Source organism: Gordonia sp. NPDC003585 (assembly GCF_040610755.1).
Lineage (GTDB): Bacteria > Actinomycetota > Actinomycetes > Mycobacteriales > Mycobacteriaceae > Gordonia.
The window spans coordinates 26,380-41,404 of record NZ_JBEXMX010000049.1; the positions used below are offsets into that span (position 1 = coordinate 26,380).

General features: G+C 66.0%; 15 protein-coding genes. 7 read left to right on the plus strand and 8 right to left on the minus strand.

The features are described 5' to 3' along the window. Window positions 1–10: 10 nt before the first annotated feature. Both ABZW74_RS14855 and ABZW74_RS14860 read right to left on the minus strand, forming a co-directional pair. On the minus strand, window positions 11–928 hold the full coding sequence (locus ABZW74_RS14855; RefSeq protein WP_355277130.1) for a glycine betaine ABC transporter substrate-binding protein: 918 nt from the start codon (window positions 926–928) through the stop codon (window positions 11–13). 49 nt (window positions 929–977) lie between these two features. Further along, window positions 978–1,598 carry a MarC family protein gene (locus tag ABZW74_RS14860; RefSeq protein WP_240860352.1) on the minus strand — a complete coding sequence of 207 codons (621 nt, stop codon included), beginning with the start codon at window positions 1,596–1,598 and terminating at the stop codon, window positions 978–980. A 95-nt stretch (window positions 1,599–1,693) separates the two neighbouring features. Here ABZW74_RS14860 and ABZW74_RS14865 point away from each other — a divergent pair, with 95 nt between their 5' ends. Then, window positions 1,694–2,779 (plus strand): magnesium and cobalt transport protein CorA, encoded by a 1,086-nt coding sequence (locus ABZW74_RS14865; RefSeq protein WP_240860371.1) that lies wholly within the window; start codon window positions 1,694–1,696, stop codon window positions 2,777–2,779. On the opposite strand, the gene ABZW74_RS14870 is transcribed toward ABZW74_RS14865, so the two are convergent. Next, the gene (locus ABZW74_RS14870; RefSeq protein ID WP_355277133.1) at window positions 2,780–3,355 is read right to left on the minus strand and encodes a suppressor of fused domain protein; all 576 of its coding nucleotides are present in this window, start codon (window positions 3,353–3,355) and stop codon (window positions 2,780–2,782) included. A 24-nt stretch (window positions 3,356–3,379) separates the two neighbouring features. On the opposite strand from ABZW74_RS14870, the gene ABZW74_RS14875 reads away from it, so the two are divergent. Together ABZW74_RS14875 and ABZW74_RS14880 are read left to right on the plus strand one after the other, a co-directional pair. Then, window positions 3,380–4,072, plus strand: a complete 693-nt coding sequence (locus tag ABZW74_RS14875; protein ID WP_355277135.1) for a metallophosphoesterase — start codon at window positions 3,380–3,382, stop codon at window positions 4,070–4,072. After that, the gene (locus tag ABZW74_RS14880; RefSeq protein WP_240860358.1) at window positions 4,062–4,919 is read left to right on the plus strand and encodes a chromosome partitioning protein ParB; all 858 of its coding nucleotides are present in this window, start codon (window positions 4,062–4,064) and stop codon (window positions 4,917–4,919) included. Before ABZW74_RS14875 ends, ABZW74_RS14880 begins: the two co-directional genes overlap by 11 nt. Window positions 4,920–5,131: 212 nt before the next feature. On the opposite strand, the gene ugpC is transcribed toward ABZW74_RS14880, so the two are convergent. The 5 genes from ugpC to ABZW74_RS14905 form a co-directional block, all read right to left on the minus strand. Further along, window positions 5,132–6,301, minus strand: a complete 1,170-nt coding sequence (gene ugpC / locus ABZW74_RS14885; RefSeq protein WP_240858965.1) for a sn-glycerol-3-phosphate ABC transporter ATP-binding protein UgpC — start codon at window positions 6,299–6,301, stop codon at window positions 5,132–5,134. A 3-nt stretch (window positions 6,302–6,304) separates the two neighbouring features. Further along, on the minus strand, window positions 6,305–7,135 hold the full coding sequence (locus ABZW74_RS14890; protein ID WP_240858963.1) for a carbohydrate ABC transporter permease: 831 nt from the start codon (window positions 7,133–7,135) through the stop codon (window positions 6,305–6,307). 3 nt (window positions 7,136–7,138) lie between these two features. Continuing rightward, window positions 7,139–8,266, minus strand: coding sequence for a sugar ABC transporter permease (locus tag ABZW74_RS14895; RefSeq protein WP_276614977.1), 1,128 nt, complete (start codon window positions 8,264–8,266; stop codon window positions 7,139–7,141). Between the two features lie 107 nt (window positions 8,267–8,373). After that, the gene (locus ABZW74_RS14900) at window positions 8,374–9,807 is read right to left on the minus strand and encodes an extracellular solute-binding protein (protein WP_240858961.1); all 1,434 of its coding nucleotides are present in this window, start codon (window positions 9,805–9,807) and stop codon (window positions 8,374–8,376) included. Between the two features lie 301 nt (window positions 9,808–10,108). Further along, a complete protein-coding gene (locus ABZW74_RS14905; protein ID WP_240858954.1) occupies window positions 10,109–10,597 on the minus strand; it encodes a general stress protein in 489 nt (162 codons plus the stop codon). 102 nt (window positions 10,598–10,699) lie between these two features. Here ABZW74_RS14905 and ABZW74_RS14910 point away from each other — a divergent pair, with 102 nt between their 5' ends. The 4 genes from ABZW74_RS14910 to ABZW74_RS14925 all read left to right on the plus strand — a co-directional run. Continuing rightward, window positions 10,700–12,025, plus strand: coding sequence for a CBS domain-containing protein (locus tag ABZW74_RS14910; RefSeq protein WP_355277140.1), 1,326 nt, complete (start codon window positions 10,700–10,702; stop codon window positions 12,023–12,025). Then, complete coding sequence (locus ABZW74_RS14915; RefSeq protein ID WP_240858952.1) at window positions 12,022–12,549, plus strand: DUF1003 domain-containing protein; 528 nt, start codon at window positions 12,022–12,024, stop codon at window positions 12,547–12,549. Before ABZW74_RS14910 ends, ABZW74_RS14915 begins: the two co-directional genes overlap by 4 nt. A 263-nt stretch (window positions 12,550–12,812) precedes the next feature. Beyond that, window positions 12,813–13,919, plus strand: a complete 1,107-nt coding sequence (locus ABZW74_RS14920; RefSeq protein WP_240858951.1) for a lytic murein transglycosylase — start codon at window positions 12,813–12,815, stop codon at window positions 13,917–13,919. A 35-nt stretch (window positions 13,920–13,954) separates the two neighbouring features. Continuing rightward, on the plus strand, window positions 13,955–15,025 hold a 1,071-nt coding region (locus tag ABZW74_RS14925; protein ID WP_355277143.1), incomplete at its 3' end, for an Mrp/NBP35 family ATP-binding protein.

Here is a 15,025-nt window from a genome sequence, read left to right on the forward strand (position 1 = left end):
AGACGCACCACTACAGACCGTGATCGCCCAGCCAGGTGACCGCGATCTCGTGAGGGTCGTTCCCCCGTGCGACGCTCGCGGCCATCGCGGCGAGGTCGGCCGTGGTGATCTCGCCGGCAACCTTGTTGACGGTCTTCACGTCGTCGCTGGACAACGCCGCACTGCGGTAGACCGGCACGAGGGTCTGGGCACGTGGACCTGCTGCGACGACTGCACTCACCGGTCCGCCCTCGGTATCGGGTGTCGAAACCCGCAGAGCCTGAACGGAAGTCGCCGAACCGCGACGGTCACCGGACAATTCCAGGGGTGTGAGCACTCCCACCGCGGTCCCGGTGGCCACCCGATCCACGACGGCCGACGCATCCGGCAGGGCTTGGACTGCCCCGAATCGGCATCCGGCGTCGGCAAATGAGCGGAGCACCGCGTCGTCGGGCGCACCGACCGTCACCACCGTCAATCCCGCCGGTAGCCGTCCACAATCGGCGAGACCGGTCACCTGCGCAGGCTCGGCCACCCGGGTGGCGACCACCACCTGCGGCGAGGCCGACACCGGCGTCGCGTCCCCCACCGAAACACCCTGCGGCAGAGCACGATTGACGTCGTTGTAGACGGCGTCGGCGGTCACCGCGGTCGTCTCGGGCGTGAGCACGCTCAGCAGTTGCCCGGTGAACGCCGGAAACAGGTCGACGTCGGTCTTCTGCATGGCGTCGAGCAACTCCGGGTCGTCGCCGACGATCACCTCGCGCGCAACCCCGGTGCCGGTGTTGCGCAACGCTCCCGCATAGATTTCGGCCATCACGCGCATCGCGGGGCTCGACGACGATCCGACATGCAGTTCGGACGTCGAGGACGTGGTCGGCTGCGCACAGCCGACGAGCAGCACGAGCACCGCCACAGCGGTCAGCCCCACCGCCGTCAGCCTTGTCATCAGCGCCCCGTTCACCACCGCTTCACCGTAGCGTGTGGCCTCCCAACACTCAGACGCCCTCGGCGATGAAACCGGCGATCGAGTCGGCGATGAGTTGCACGGCGATCGCGGCCAGCAGCAGACCCGCGATCTTGGCCAGCAGAGTGATTCCGCCGACGCCCAGGATGCGGATGAGATAGGTCGAGTAGCGCAGGACCAGCATCACCACGATGTGCACGCTCACGATGGCCGCTGCGATCGCGAGGTAGCCGCCCGCATCGCCCGACACGGCACTGACCCCGACGATCACCGCCGCGATCGCTCCCGGGCCGGCGAGCAGCGGAGTTCCCAACGGCACCAGGGCGACGTTCACGTCCTCGGAGGCCTGTGGTGATCCCGCATTTCCCAGCCCGGTGAGCAACTGAAGTGCAACCAGCAGCAACAACAGTCCGCCCGCCCCCTGCAACGCCGGGATCCCGATGTGGAGATAGGTCAGGATCGCCTTGCCGCCGACCGCGAACACGCTGATCACGAGCAAACTCACCAACGGCGCCTGCCACGCGGCCCGACGCCGGTACTCGGGCGAGCGGTGGCCGACGAGGCTGAGGAACAGTGGGATCTGGCCCGGCGGATCCATGATGACCAGCAGGGTGATCAGCGTCGTGGTGTAGACCGTGACGTCGAAGGACACGGACGGAATCCTACAAAGTCGCCGCCCATCGCGAAGCCCCGTCAGTGGTCGGGTCGGTGACCAACCACGCGAGTAGCATCCATCACGTGCCCTCGATGCCGAACCTCCGTCCGGGCGGACGCGGCTTTGTCTACCCGCGGCGGGACAAGCCGCCGCTGCCGCGCATCCCGGTGCCGGTGGCACGCGCGGTGGTGGACTGCGCGGTCTATGTCGACGGCATCCGACAGCCGGGGCGGATCGGTTACAAACAGGCGCTGGCCGAGGTCCGAGAGTCCGGACAAGGTTTTGTGTGGCTGGGGCTGCATGCTCCCGACGACGAACAAATGGCCGGTGTCGGTGAGGCGTTCGGTCTGCACGAGCTCGTCGTCGAAGATGCCGTGCACGCGCACCAGCGCCCCAAGTTGGAGATCTACGACAACACCCAGTTCATGGTGTTGCGCACGGTCAAGTACGTCGAGCACGAATCGATGGAACACGCCAGCGAGGTGGTGGAGACCGGCGAGATCATGATCTTCGCCGGACCCGACTTCGTCGTGACGGTCCGCCATGGCGCCCACACCCACCTGTCAGGCGTTCGACGCAAACTCGAGGCTCGCCCTGAGCGGCTGGCGCTCGGCCCCACCGCGGTCATGCACGCCATCGCCGACAAGGTGGTGGACAGCTACCTCGCGGTGACCGAGCGGATGGAGGTCGACGTCGTCGCCATCGAAGAGTCGGTCTTCGGCAGGCAGAAACGCTGGCTCAACATCGACCCGGTCTACCTGCTCAAACGCGAGGTCCTCGAACTGCGGCGCGCTGTCCAACCACTGTCGGTGCCGCTCGCCCGACTCACCGACACCAACAATCCGTTGATCCCCAAGGAGATCCGCCGTCATCTGCGCGACGTCGCGGACCACCTCACCACGGTCGTCGAGCGCGTCGTCGAGTACGACGAGGTGCTCACCTCACTGCTGGATGCCGCGGCCGCGAAAGTCGGCATCCAGCAGAACACGGACATGCGCAAGATCTCGGCGTGGGTCGCCATCGGAGCAGTGCCGACGATGGTCGCCGGTATCTACGGCATGAACTTCGCGCACATGCCCGAGCTGGGGTGGCGCTACGGCTACCCGGCCGTCGTGCTGTGCCTCGTCGTCGCCTGCACCACCCTGTTCTGGGTGTTCCGGCGCCACCACTGGCTCTGATCAGGGATTCGCCGACGACCGATCCGCGTGCGTCACGTCGATCCCCGCCTCCGTCCACGCCTCCCGCAATGCAGCAGCACCCTTGAGGCGTACCCACGCGGCCTCGTTCGCGGTGATCGGCACGGCACGCAGCAGGCGGATCGAGTCCATCGGTTCTGTGAGAGGGACTTCTCCCAGGTCGTCGTCGTCGAGGAGGAACGCGGTGCTCGTCGCCGTGTCCCACAGCGGTTCACCCAGGTCGACCAGCGCATCGGCAGCCAGGATCAGCCCTTCCACCGCGGGTGCGGCCGCCACCGTCGCCATCCGCTTGTGCAGCCCCGGCAACGAGGAGCCCGCTGCCATACGCACCACCAACTCGGCGCGCGGCCCGCGCACCGGGTCGGCGTGGAGGTCGGTGGGGTCCGACATCGGGTGGCGCGAGCAGCCGGACGTCACGTACACGACCTGCTCGGACGTGGAGAATCGGAGGACGTCGACGGGTTCAACACCGAGAAAGGTGACCGACGCGCGCTGAGGTTCGACACCGATGCGATCCCGGAGAAACCGGCCGAGGGTATCGGTAACGGACTCGCTCACCTTGCACACACTAACGTGGGAACGGTGGTGCGAGTTCTGGCGGTGGCAGACGAGGTGGTGGAATCGCTGACCTTTGGCGTCGGACTCGACGCGAAACCCGACGTCATCCTCGGCGCCGGCGACCTCCCGTTCGACTACCTCGAGGTCCTCTCCGAGCTCTGTGATGCGCCGTGCGTCTTTGTGCCCGGCAATCACGATCGTGATCTGCACGGGTATCGCGAGGGTCGGGGCGGCTGGACGCGAGCCGGTCTTCCGACGTCGAACCCCGGACCCAACGGTGCCGTCAATGCCGACGGCCGGACGGTCACCGTCGGCGGTCTGCGCATCAGCGGGCTCGGTGGCAGCCGGCGCTACAACCCGGGGCCCAATCAGTACACCGACACCCAGCAGCGTCTTCGCGGCTGGCGTCTGCGCTGCACCACGGCACTGACCCGGGGAGATGCCCGCCCCGACATCCTGCTCACGCACAGCCCGGCCCGTGGAGTCGGCGACGCCGACGACGCGTGCCATCGCGGGTTCGACTGTTTCCATCCGCTGATACGGTCACTGGACCCGACATTGTTGGTCCACGGTCACGTCCATCCGTACGGCCGATCACCACGCGACCGCATGGTCGGCGAGGCGACGATATCCATGAACGTGGTCGGCTACTGCGAGTTCGACATCGAGCCGGGCACGCGCGAGTTCGAGGTGGTGAGACGACGACATGGCGCGTGACACCGGGTTTCCCGACGCTGACGCCGAGAACGACTTCGCCCGTCTCCGCCGACAGGCCGAATTGTCCCGTCTCGCACACTGGTTCACCCGCGCTCCGGCCGACGTCAACACGATCCTGCCGTTCGACGAAGTCGTCGCCGCTCTCGGCCGTACCGGCGAGACCGCGTTGGGCCTGCAGGTGGTCGAGGTGTCCTCGATCGTCGGAAGTGTCGACCGCACCAGGGATTTCGACCGCTACTTCCGGCCCACGTCATCACGGATCCGGGAACGGTGGCAACGACTCGCAGCAGCCCAGCGACGGGGCGAGTCGGTTCCGCCGATCCAGCTCTATCGCATCGGATCGATGCACTTCGTCATCGACGGGCACCATCGCGTCTCCATCGCCTTCGCGCGACATTTCACCACGATCGACGCCTACGTCACCGAGATCCACACCCGAATCTCACCGGAGGGCATCAATGCGCCGTCCGACCTCGTGCTCAAAGACCATCGGCGGCTGTTCCTCTCACGGGTTCCACTCACCGGTGCCCAGGCCGACGCCATTCGGCTCTCCTACCCGTTCGACTACGCCGAGCTCGCCGAAAACGTTGAGGCGTGGGGTTTTCGGCGCAGCCAGGAGACCGGTGAGTACCTGGGCCGAGTCGACGCCGCGCGACGATGGTTCGGCGAAGAGTTCCTGCCGGTGGTGCGCATGGCACGCCGCGCCGAGATCCGTCCCGACCTCGAGAGCGACGCCGAACTCTACATGTGGGTCGCATGCGAGCGATACCGATTGGTGCGCAAGCACATCTGGGACGACGACATCTTTGACGAACTGCGGGACCACTCGCGACGGCGGCGGAGATAGCGCTGGAAGTCCCTCCCGCCGGCTGAAGTGCCAGGCAACCTGCGCCCACAAAAAGTAGGGGAAGAGACTTCTTCCCCTACCCTTGGTGTCTTCCCCCAGAAAAATCTCGCGGACGACTTCGAACCTAGGGGAAGAAACTCTTCCCCTAGATTTTGCGAGCACGCCATGACGCATTTCCGCAGTTCAGGCGGCCGAAAGCAGTACTCTTCGCATCAGCGCAAGTTGGCGCCCGAACTCTGGTCGAACACAGCGACTTTGGCGGTGTCGAAGAACAGTTCGGCAGTCGAACCACGGCTGACCCTTGATTCCGGCGAGAGCCGCGCGATCATCTGACCGCCACCGAAATCCGCTCCCGAGTCGGCCGACAACTCGGTGAGCGCATCACTCGACGCACGCTCCGAGTCAACACTGAAGTAGGCGTAGGTGTCTGATCCCATCGACTCGAGGACATCGATGGTCGCGTTGAAGGTGCCGCCACGCGCACGCGTGGTCGCATCGAGAAGTGCCGCGTCCTCGAGGTGCTCGGGCCGGATGCCCACGAGCACGTCGCCGTTGCTGCCCACGTCGCCTGCCCGGGAGACCACCTGCTGGTGATCGTCGAGTGAGATTGTGCCGATGGCGGTTTCGATCCCCGCCGAGCCGAGTCGGCCCGGCAAGAAGTTCATCGACGGCGAGCCGATGAAGCCGGCGACAAACACGTTGGCCGGGTGGTTGTAGAGCTCCTGCGGTGTCCCGATCTGCTGAACGTAGCCGGCGCGGAGGACCACCACACGGTCGCCGAGCGTCATCGCCTCGGTCTGGTCGTGGGTGACGTAGACCGTGGTGGTGTTCAGTCGGTTCTGCAACTGGGCGATCTCCGCACGCATCTGCACACGCAGCTTGGCGTCGAGGTTGCTGAGCGGCTCGTCCATGAGAAATGCCTTGGGCGAGCGCACGATCGCGCGCCCCATCGCCACACGTTGGCGCTGGCCGCCGGAGAGGTTGGCGGGCTTACGATCCAGGTATTGACCGAGGTCGAGAATGCGCGCCGCTTCTTCGACCTTCGACGCGATCTGGTCCTTGGACATCTTCGCCAGGGTGAGCGGGAAGGCGATGTTGTCGCGCACCGACATGTGCGGGTACAGCGCGTAACTCTGGAACACCATGGCGATGTCCCGGTCCTTGGGCGCACGCTCGTTGACCCGTTGACCACCGATGCGCAGTTCGCCCGAGGTGATGTCCTCGAGGCCGGCGATCATGTTGAGCGTGGTCGACTTTCCACACCCGGAGGGCCCCACGAGGATCACGAACTCGCCGTCGGCGATCTCGATGTTCACCTCGTGGACCGCGGTCGAACCGTCGGGGTATTTCTTGGTGACGTTGTCCAGAACGATCTCTGCCATGGGTTATCCCTTCACGGCGCCGGAGGTGAGTCCGGCCACGATTCGACGTTGGAAGAAGAGCACGAAGATGATGATGGGGATGGTGATGACCACGGCGGCGGCGGCGATCGATCCCGTGGGTTCCTGGAACTGACTCGAACCGGTGAAGTTGGCGATGGCCACCGGAGCGGTGATCGCTCGTTCCGTCGACGTGAGCGACAGGGCGAGGAGCAGGTCGTTCCACGCGAAGATGAACACCAGGATCGCGGCCGTCACGACGCCCGGCGCGGCCAGCGGCGCGATCACCCGGGTGAACGCCTGCCATGGGGTGGCGCCGTCCATCTTGGCCGCCTTCTCCAGCTCCCAGGGGATCTCCCGGAAGAAGGCCGACAGCGTGTAGATCGCCAGCGGCAGCGCGAAGGTGATGTACGGCAGGATGAGTCCCGGCCAGGTGTCGAACAGGCCGAGACGACGCTCGATGTTGAACAGTGGTGTCACCAGCGAGATCTGCGGGAACATCGCGATCAACAGGGACGCCCCGATGAGCAGCTTCTTTCCGGGGAAGTCCAGCCGGGCGACGGCATAGGCCGCCATGGTGCCCAGGATCACCGCGATCAGCGTGGTGATCAGTCCGATTCCGATGGAGTTACGCAGGGCCGACGTGAACGAGCTGGTGTCGAAGATGCCCTTGTAGTTCTCCAGCGTCCACTCCTGCGGGATGAAGTTGCCGTCCAGAACCGTCGCCGGCGATTTGAAGGAGAGGCTGATGATCCACAGCAGTGGGATCACCGCGTACAGGATCACCAAGATGTTGGCGATCGACCACCACGCCTTGGATTTCGCACTGTGCTTCATGAACTACCTCCCCTCCTCGTCGCTACCCGGGGCGGCGGTGCCGAATCCCTTGATGAAGATGAACGCGATGATCGCGACGCAGACGAAGATGAGGATCGAGATCGCCGAGCCCACACCGAGGTTGAACGCCCCGAACAGGTTGTCGTAACCGAGGATCGACACCGAGTAGGTGTTGTTCGATCCGCTGGTCAACACGTAGATGTTGTCGAAGATGCGGAATGCGTCGAGCGTGCGGAACAGCAACGCCACCAGGATGGCCGGCTTCATCAGCGGAATGATGATGCGCCACAGCCTCGTCCACGCACCTGCACCGTCGACTTGCGCAGCCTTGAGCAGGTCGTCGGGTACCAGCGCCAGGCCCGCAAGAAGCAATAGCGCCATGAACGGCGTCGTCTTCCAGACCTCGGCCAGCACGATGATCGCCAGGGACGGCCATTGCTCGGTGAGCGGGGCGGTCCCGTCGGGCAGCAAGTTGGCCAGGTATCCGGTGTCCGGGGTCCAGGCGTAGTACCACGAGAACGCCGCCGCGACGGTGACGATGCCGTACGGGATCAACACAACCGTGCGAATAGTGCCCCTACCGAAGATGGTGCGGTGCATGACAAGTGCGATCGCCATACCCAGAACCAGTTCGATGGCCACCGACACGATCGTGATCCCGAGCGTCACCGAGAACGCCGTCCACCAATAACTGTCGGTCAGCACCGTGACGTAGTTGCTGAACCAGACGAACTCCCGCTCACCCGGCGCCGACAAGCTCGCCTTGTTCAACGAGAGCCAGACCGCGTAGAGGATCGGATATCCCGTGACGAGCAGCATCATGATCGCCGCGGGCGCGACCAGCCAGAAGGCCAGCCGGCGCTCCGCGGACTTGCCCTCGCTGATCTTGCCTCCGGCACTCGGGGTTTCCGGTGTGGCGGTCCGTTCGGCGACAGCGGTGGTGGCGGCCGATGCGGGGACCGCAGCTGCCGGTGAGGCAACCGTCGGCGACGCGACGGTGTCGGCATTCTGCGGTTCGGCATGCCCGGCGGACGCCGGCGGGGTCCAGATGTCCGAGTGCACTGGAGGAGTGCCGGACTCGTCCTTGCGCAACGGAATTCCGCCGGTCGCCGGCGGAGCGTCGTCGGGCAGTGCGTGCCGCCCGGCGCGTGGCCGGGAATCGTCACCGGTGTCACCGGCGCCTGGTTCGTCGACCGTGCCTGGTTCGTTGACGCTGCCTGGTTCGTGGTCTCCGGTTGTCACGGGATCAGCCCCTCCCCGTTGATCGCTTTCTGCACCGCATCAGCGAGTTCGTCGGCCATCGTCTCCGGGTCCCACTGCCCGACCGGACTCAACTTGGCCGTGACCAGCGTCGAAATGGATTGGTAAACAGGAGACTTGGGCCGGACTGCAGCGCGATTGGCCTCCAGCTGCTCCTTCACGTCGTCGGCCATCGGATAGGCGGCCCGGAACTCGGGATCGGAGTAGAGCGCCCCGATCACCGGCGGCGGTCCGGCTTCGAGCGCGAACTGCCGTTGCGATTCCGCCGAGGTGATGCACTGGGCGGCCTTGAATGCAAGATCCTGTTGCGCAGACGTGCTGGCGACCGCGATGTTGAATCCGCCCAAGGTGGTTCGCGACGGCCGGTCGCCGACCCCCGGGTACTGGGCGAAGTCGAAGACCTTACGTACCTCGGCATTCACCGGGGCCAGTTGCTCGTCGGTGGTGTCCTCCTTCGGCCCGTCGGCGTCGAACAGGTCCGCGTACTTCTTCACGTCCGGCAGGAAATCGACCGACCCGGCCGCCGCATTCGTCGCCATCCCCGAGAAGACGAACGGCCAGTTCACCTGATAGATGGCCTGCCCCTTCTCCATTCCGGTACGCGAGGACCCCTCGTCGGAGTTGGTGAGGGATGGATCGGCGCCCGGTGCCGTGGCGATGGACTTCATGATCTGCAGCGCGCGCACGGTGGCGGCCCGATGCTCTGGGGTGTCGACCAGCGTGACCTTGTCGGGGTTCTCCGGATCGACGACCTGGCCGCCGGCGCTCACGAGCACCGAATTGAACCAGACCATCAGGCCCTCATACTGCTTGCCCTGCACCATGATGTACGACGGTCCGCCGTCCGCAAGGCTCTTCTGGGCGTCGACGAGCATCCCCTCCCAGTTCTTGGCCGGACCTCTCGCGCCGATCGTCTTGAGGACATCCTTGCGGTACCACAGCAACTGGGTGTTGGTCGACATCGGGATCGCGAAGAGACGTTCGCGATCTTCGTCTTTCTTGCGCCAGGTCGCGGTTTCCAGCGGACCCCCAAGGGTGCGCGCGGTGACTTCGGCGGCCACCTGGTCGGGAACCGCCACCACCCAACCCGCATCGGCGAACTCCGCGGTCCAGACGACGTCCATGGACATCAGATCGAGACCCTTGTCGTTGCCGGCCAGACGTCGGGCCAACTGAAGTCGCTGGTCGTCGGCGTTTTTCGGCAGGACGGTGGTGACCACCTTGTACTCGCCGCCGGACTCCGAGGAACACCGGTCACCGATCTTGGCGAAGGTCGACGCACCGTCGGCGGGCGAATAGAAGTTGATGACCCCGGGTGAGTAGCTGTCCCCGCACGCGCTGATGATCGGCAGAGCCGCCGCGAGTGCTGCGACCGCGACGGTGGCCTTGCGCCCTATTCGTTTGGTTCCCATCGACTTTCGCGACTCAGTCGCGCCCACCTGTCTTGGTGGGCCTGCCTGTTCAGTTGGGGATCCCCGACGACTCGTACCACCAGCGCTGACCGAACTCCGCACGGAGCCTCCTCGATGTCGTACGCGGTGCAGCACGACGTGACCGCACCGTGAGCGTCTGGAGGGCTACGCTATACGGCAAGATTCGTGACATGCAACACATTCGGCATGGACGTGCCACATCGTCGCCGATTGTGATCGGGTCGTGTCCTGCTCGGCAGCGTCCGCGCAGCATCGGACTCGGATAACCCCTCGAGGGTCCTCAGACCGCCAGTCGGGCGAGCATGTCGCGGGCCTTCTCCGCGCTCTTCGGGTCGCACAGCACGTCGTATCGTCCGGCGACGAGCTGCATGGTCGACGCGAAATCGCGCTGACCCCGGGTCGCCGCGTACGGGATGGTGGCCGAGATCAGGCCGAAAATGATGCCACCGACGATGCCCACCAGGATCGGGACAAACGGTGAGCCGGTGAACACCAACGACACCAGCAGACCGAAGAAGAAGCCCAACCACGCTCCGGACACCACGCCGCCACCGATCACCTTGCCCCAGGTGAGCCGACCGATCACGCGCTCGACCTGCATGAGGTCGACGCCGACGATCGTCACGTCCTGCACGGTGAAGTGCTCGTCGGACAGGTAGTCGACGGCGCGCTGAGCCTCGGCATAGGTGGCGTAGGAACCGATCGGCCAGCCCTTGGGCGGAGTCGGCAGGCCCGGTGTCTGTTGGCCGGGTCGCATCGGATTGGTCATGTCGGGCTCCTCTGGATCGCACCTGTACGTGTGGCGCGCGACATCCCCAACACGACGGTCGGCGACACCGCACGCGGCGCCGTTACCACTACCCTTACTCCCATGGCGTCGGTGAGCAAGGTGTTCGTGGCCAGATTAGTCGGATTGGCCGTCCTTGGTCCTGATGGTGAATCCATCGGTCGCGTCCGCGACGTGGTGGTGAGCGTCCGACTCGTCGGCCAACAACCTCGCGCGCTCGGCCTCGCGGTCGAATTGACCACTCGCCGAAGAATTTTCGTTCCGATGCTGCGCGTCACCTCGATCGACCCCCAAGCGGTGACCCTGAACACCGGCAATGTCAGTCTCAGACGCCTGCATCTGCGCCCCGGCGAGGCCCTCGCGATCGGTCAGATCCTGGACAGTCACGTCAAGGTGAACGATCCCGACCTACCCGAACTCGCCGACGCCGAGGTGAACGTCATCGATCTCGGCATCGAGCAGACTCGGACCCGCGACTGGGTCGTGTCGCGCGTCGCCATCCGGGGTGGTCGTCGTGGCTTGCGGCGCCGCGGTGAAACACACGTCGTGGAGTGGTCGCATGTCAGCGGGCTGACCCAGAGCGCACTGAACCTGCCCGGCCAGGGAGTGGCTCAGGTCCTGCTCCAGTTCGAGGGCATGCGCGCCGCCGACGTTGCCAACGCCCTGCGTGAGCTACCGGCGAAACGGCGCGACGAGATCGTCGCGGCCCTCGACGACGAACGCGTCGCCGACGTGCTGCAGGAACTGCCGCCCGACGACCAAACCGACGTCCTCGCCCACCTCGATCGCGCGAGGGCCGTCGACATTCTCGAGGCCATGGATCCCGACGACGCCGCCGATCTCCTCGGCGAGCTGCCCAACACCGAGGCCGAGGCCCTGCTCGAGGAGATGGACCCGCAGGAATCCGAACCGGTGCGTCGACTGCTGCTGCATTCCCCCGACACCGCCGGCGGCATCATGACGTCGGAGCCCATCGTCGTGACCGCGTCGACCACCATCGCCGAGGCATTGGCCCGCGTCCGTAATCCGGACCTCACCCCGGCCGCTGCGAGCATCGTGTTCGTGGTCCGACCGCCCACCGCCACACCGACGGGCAAGTACCTCGGCTGCGTGCACCTGCAGGCGCTGCTGCGTGAGCCCCCGGCCAACATCGTCGGCGGCATCCTCGACACCGACCTGGCCAACCTGCGGCCCGAGGACTCCCTCGAGACCGTGACTCGGTACTTCGCGACGTACAACCTGGTCTGCGGGCCGGTCGTCGACGAACAGCGCCATCTGCTCGGCGCCGTCAGCGTCGACGACCTGCTCGACGAGATCCTCCCCCGCGACTGGCGCGAGAACGAGCCCGACGACGATGAGACCCCGACCGTCGGGCTGGGCACCCACGTACCCGGAGTGGGCCGCTCATGAGCGAGCAGTCCGGGCGCAAACTGGATCAGCCGAGCACGCGTCGAGGGATCTCGTTCAACCTCGACTCCGACATCGTCGGCAGCTATGCCGAGCGCATCGCCCGCTTCCTCGGCACCGGCCGGTATCTGGCGATCCAGACCGTCATCGTCATCGTGTGGGTGGCGCTGAATCTGATCGCGGTTTCCATCCGGTGGGACCCGTACCCGTTCATCCTGCTCAACCTGGCCTTCTCCACCCAGGCCGCGTACGCCGCCCCGCTGATTCTGCTGGCCCAGAACCGGCAGGAGAATCGCGACCGGATCGCGCTCGACGAGGACCGCAGCCGCGCCGCCCAAACCAAGGCCGACACCGAGTTCCTGGCACGCGAACTCGCCGCGGTCCGACTTGCCGTCGGTGACACCGTCTCCCGCGACTACCTGCGCAAGGAACTCGACGACCTGCTCGACGAGCTGACCGAACGCATCACCGCGGCCGGCGACGACGATTCGGCGAAGGCGGATCGCACCAGAAGGCGGTCTGAGTAACTTCCGAGGTCCAAGGACCGATCATCTGCAGGTGAGCACACAAAGCGACGGTTCCTGCATTGGGTCGTGCGACCCATATGTATGGTGGGTCACAGATTCGGGTCGCCCGTCCGTGTTCGGCATCGCGACCCGCAACGTTTTTCCAATGCGCTGTCGGGGGCGAATTGAGTGATGTGTGCGAGCAACGGAGCTGACGTGAGCGAGTCTGCACAAGCGTGCGGGATCGGCATCGTGGATGGGGCCGATATGGCGGGTGGCAAGCGATGAGGCCAGGTGACCTCTTCAGACGTGCCCAGGGCCCGCGTCGCCCGCTGCGGGTACCCCGGCGGGCCATCGGCGTCGCCACCGGCAGCGTGCTGGTGGGTGCGATGGTGCTCGGCACCGCCACCTCGAGTGCGCATGGCGGCGTGACCGCTGTCGCTGCCGAAGAACAGACACCCGTGGTGGTCGCCGCGGTAGTCGCGTCCGAGCCGGTCACCGTGCTCGGTTTCGCTCCGCCACCACCCAAGGCAGCGGCTGCGCTGACACCGCAGTTGCGGATCGCCACCGACCTGCCCAGCGGTCCGCTCGGTATCCCGGGCGTCGTCCTGCAGGCCTACAAACTCGCCGCAAATCGACTCGGAGCCGAGTCCCCGCAGTGCAAGCTGCCATGGTTCCTGCTGGCCGGCATCGGACGCATCGAGTCCAACCACGCGAGCAACGGGTCGGTCGACCAGTACGGCACCACCATCAACCCGATCGCCGGTCCCGTGCTCGACGGTTCACTGGCCGGCAACGCCGTCATCCACGACACCGACGGCGGCCGGATCGACGGCGATTCTGCGCACGACCGCGCCATGGGGCCGATGCAGTTCATCCCGAGCACCTGGGCGAGTTGGGGCTCCGACGCCAACGGCGACGGAAAGGCCGACCCCAACAACGTCTTCGACGCGACCTACTCGGCCGGACGCTATCTGTGCGCGGGCGTCTCCGACATCATGAACGACAGCAACAAAGTCGCCGCGGTGCTGCGCTACAACCACTCGATGGAGTACGTGGCCAATGTGTTGTCCTGGGCGGGGGCGTATGCGACGGGCGTTATGCCGACCAATCCGATCCCGGAACCGAAGCACGCGGCGTCGTCCTCCAAGAAGTCGTCGTCGAAGCCATCCAAGCCGTCCTCCTCCAAGAGCGGTTCGAAGTCGAATTCGTCCTCGTCGTCGAGCACCACCACGACCACCAAGCCCTGTGTGGTGATCTGCCTGCCCGACATCACCTTGCCGCCACTGCCCGGCCAGCCGCGCACGAGCCCCAAGCGGACGGCGCCCAATCCGGGCGCACGGCCGGCGAACCCGTCCGCTGGGCGTTCCACGCCGGTACCGGTGCGCTGAATCCCACGTCGGATGCCGCCGGTAAACTGGCGCTGATGACAACCGGAGTCGCACCAACGGAATCCTCGGTTCGCGCCGCCCTCAGCAAGGTCCGCGACCCGGAGATCGGCAAACCCATCACCGACCTGGGAATGGTCAAGTCGGTCTCGATCAACGACGACGCGAGTGTCGACGTGGCGGTCTACCTCACGACCTCCGGGTGTCCGATGCGCAACGAGATCGCCGAGCGGGTCGAGCACGCGGTCGCCGACGTCCCCGGTGTCGGCACGGTGCGCGTTGGCCTCGACGTGATGAACGACGAGCAGCGCACCGAACTGCGCAAGAAGCTGCGTGGCGACAAGTCCGAACCCGTGATCCCCTTCGCCCAGCCCGGGTCGCTGACGCGGGTCTATGCGGTCGCGTCGGGCAAGGGCGGTGTTGGTAAGTCGAGTGTGACCGTCAACCTGGCCACCGCACTCGCGGCACGAGGCCTCTCGGTCGGTGTGCTCGACGCGGACATCTACGGCCACTCGGTCCCGCGGATGCTCGGCAGCGACGCCAAGCCGACGCAGGTCGAGAAGATGATCATGCCGCCGATCAGCCACGACGTTCGGTTCATCTCCATCGGACAGTTCACCGACGGGAACACTCCGGTGACGTGGCGTGGGCCGATGCTGCACCGTGCGCTGCAGCAATTCCTCGCCGACGTCTACTGGGGCGATCTCGACGTTCTGCTGCTCGACCTGCCGCCCGGCACCGGCGACGTCGCCATCTCCATCGCACAGCTGATCCCGGGGGCGGAGATCCTGGTGGTGACGACCCCGCAGCAGGCGGCGGCCGAGGTTGCCGAACGGGCCGGCGCCATCGCGCTGCAGACCCGCCAGAAGATCCTGGGCGTCGTCGAGAACATGTCGTGGCTCGAACTGCCGGATGGCACCCGGATGGAGCCGTTCGGATCCGGTGGCGGCGAGCAGGTGGCGCAGCGGCTCACACGAGCAGTGGGCGCGCCGGTGGAACTGCTCGGACAGATCCCACTGGAGCAGGCGCTGCGCGAGGGCGGCGACGCCGGCGTCCCCGTCGTCCTGTCCGCGCCCGACTCACCGTCGGGGTCGGCGTTGCGCGCCGTC

Excerpts from the sequence above, each read along its gene's own strand:
- ABZW74_RS14855 (WP_355277130.1), bottom strand. The coding sequence starts at position 928 with ATGACAAGGCTGACGGCGGTGGGGCTGACCGCTGTGGCGGTGCTCGTG.
- ABZW74_RS14865 (WP_240860371.1), top strand. The coding sequence starts at position 1,694 with ATGCCGAACCTCCGTCCGGGCGGACGCGGCTTTGTCTACCCGCGGCGG.
- ABZW74_RS14880 (WP_240860358.1), top strand. The coding sequence starts at position 4,062 with ATGGCGCGTGACACCGGGTTTCCCGACGCTGACGCCGAGAACGACTTC.
- ugpC (WP_240858965.1), bottom strand. The coding sequence starts at position 6,301 with ATGGCAGAGATCGTTCTGGACAACGTCACCAAGAAATACCCCGACGGT.
- ABZW74_RS14890 (WP_240858963.1), bottom strand. The coding sequence starts at position 7,135 with ATGAAGCACAGTGCGAAATCCAAGGCGTGGTGGTCGATCGCCAACATC.
- ABZW74_RS14900 (WP_240858961.1), bottom strand. The coding sequence starts at position 9,807 with ATGGGAACCAAACGAATAGGGCGCAAGGCCACCGTCGCGGTCGCAGCA.
- ABZW74_RS14905 (WP_240858954.1), bottom strand. The coding sequence starts at position 10,597 with ATGACCAATCCGATGCGACCCGGCCAACAGACACCGGGCCTGCCGACT.
- ABZW74_RS14910 (WP_355277140.1), top strand. The coding sequence starts at position 10,700 with ATGGCGTCGGTGAGCAAGGTGTTCGTGGCCAGATTAGTCGGATTGGCC.
- ABZW74_RS14915 (WP_240858952.1), top strand. The coding sequence starts at position 12,022 with ATGAGCGAGCAGTCCGGGCGCAAACTGGATCAGCCGAGCACGCGTCGA.
- ABZW74_RS14920 (WP_240858951.1), top strand. The coding sequence starts at position 12,813 with ATGAGGCCAGGTGACCTCTTCAGACGTGCCCAGGGCCCGCGTCGCCCG.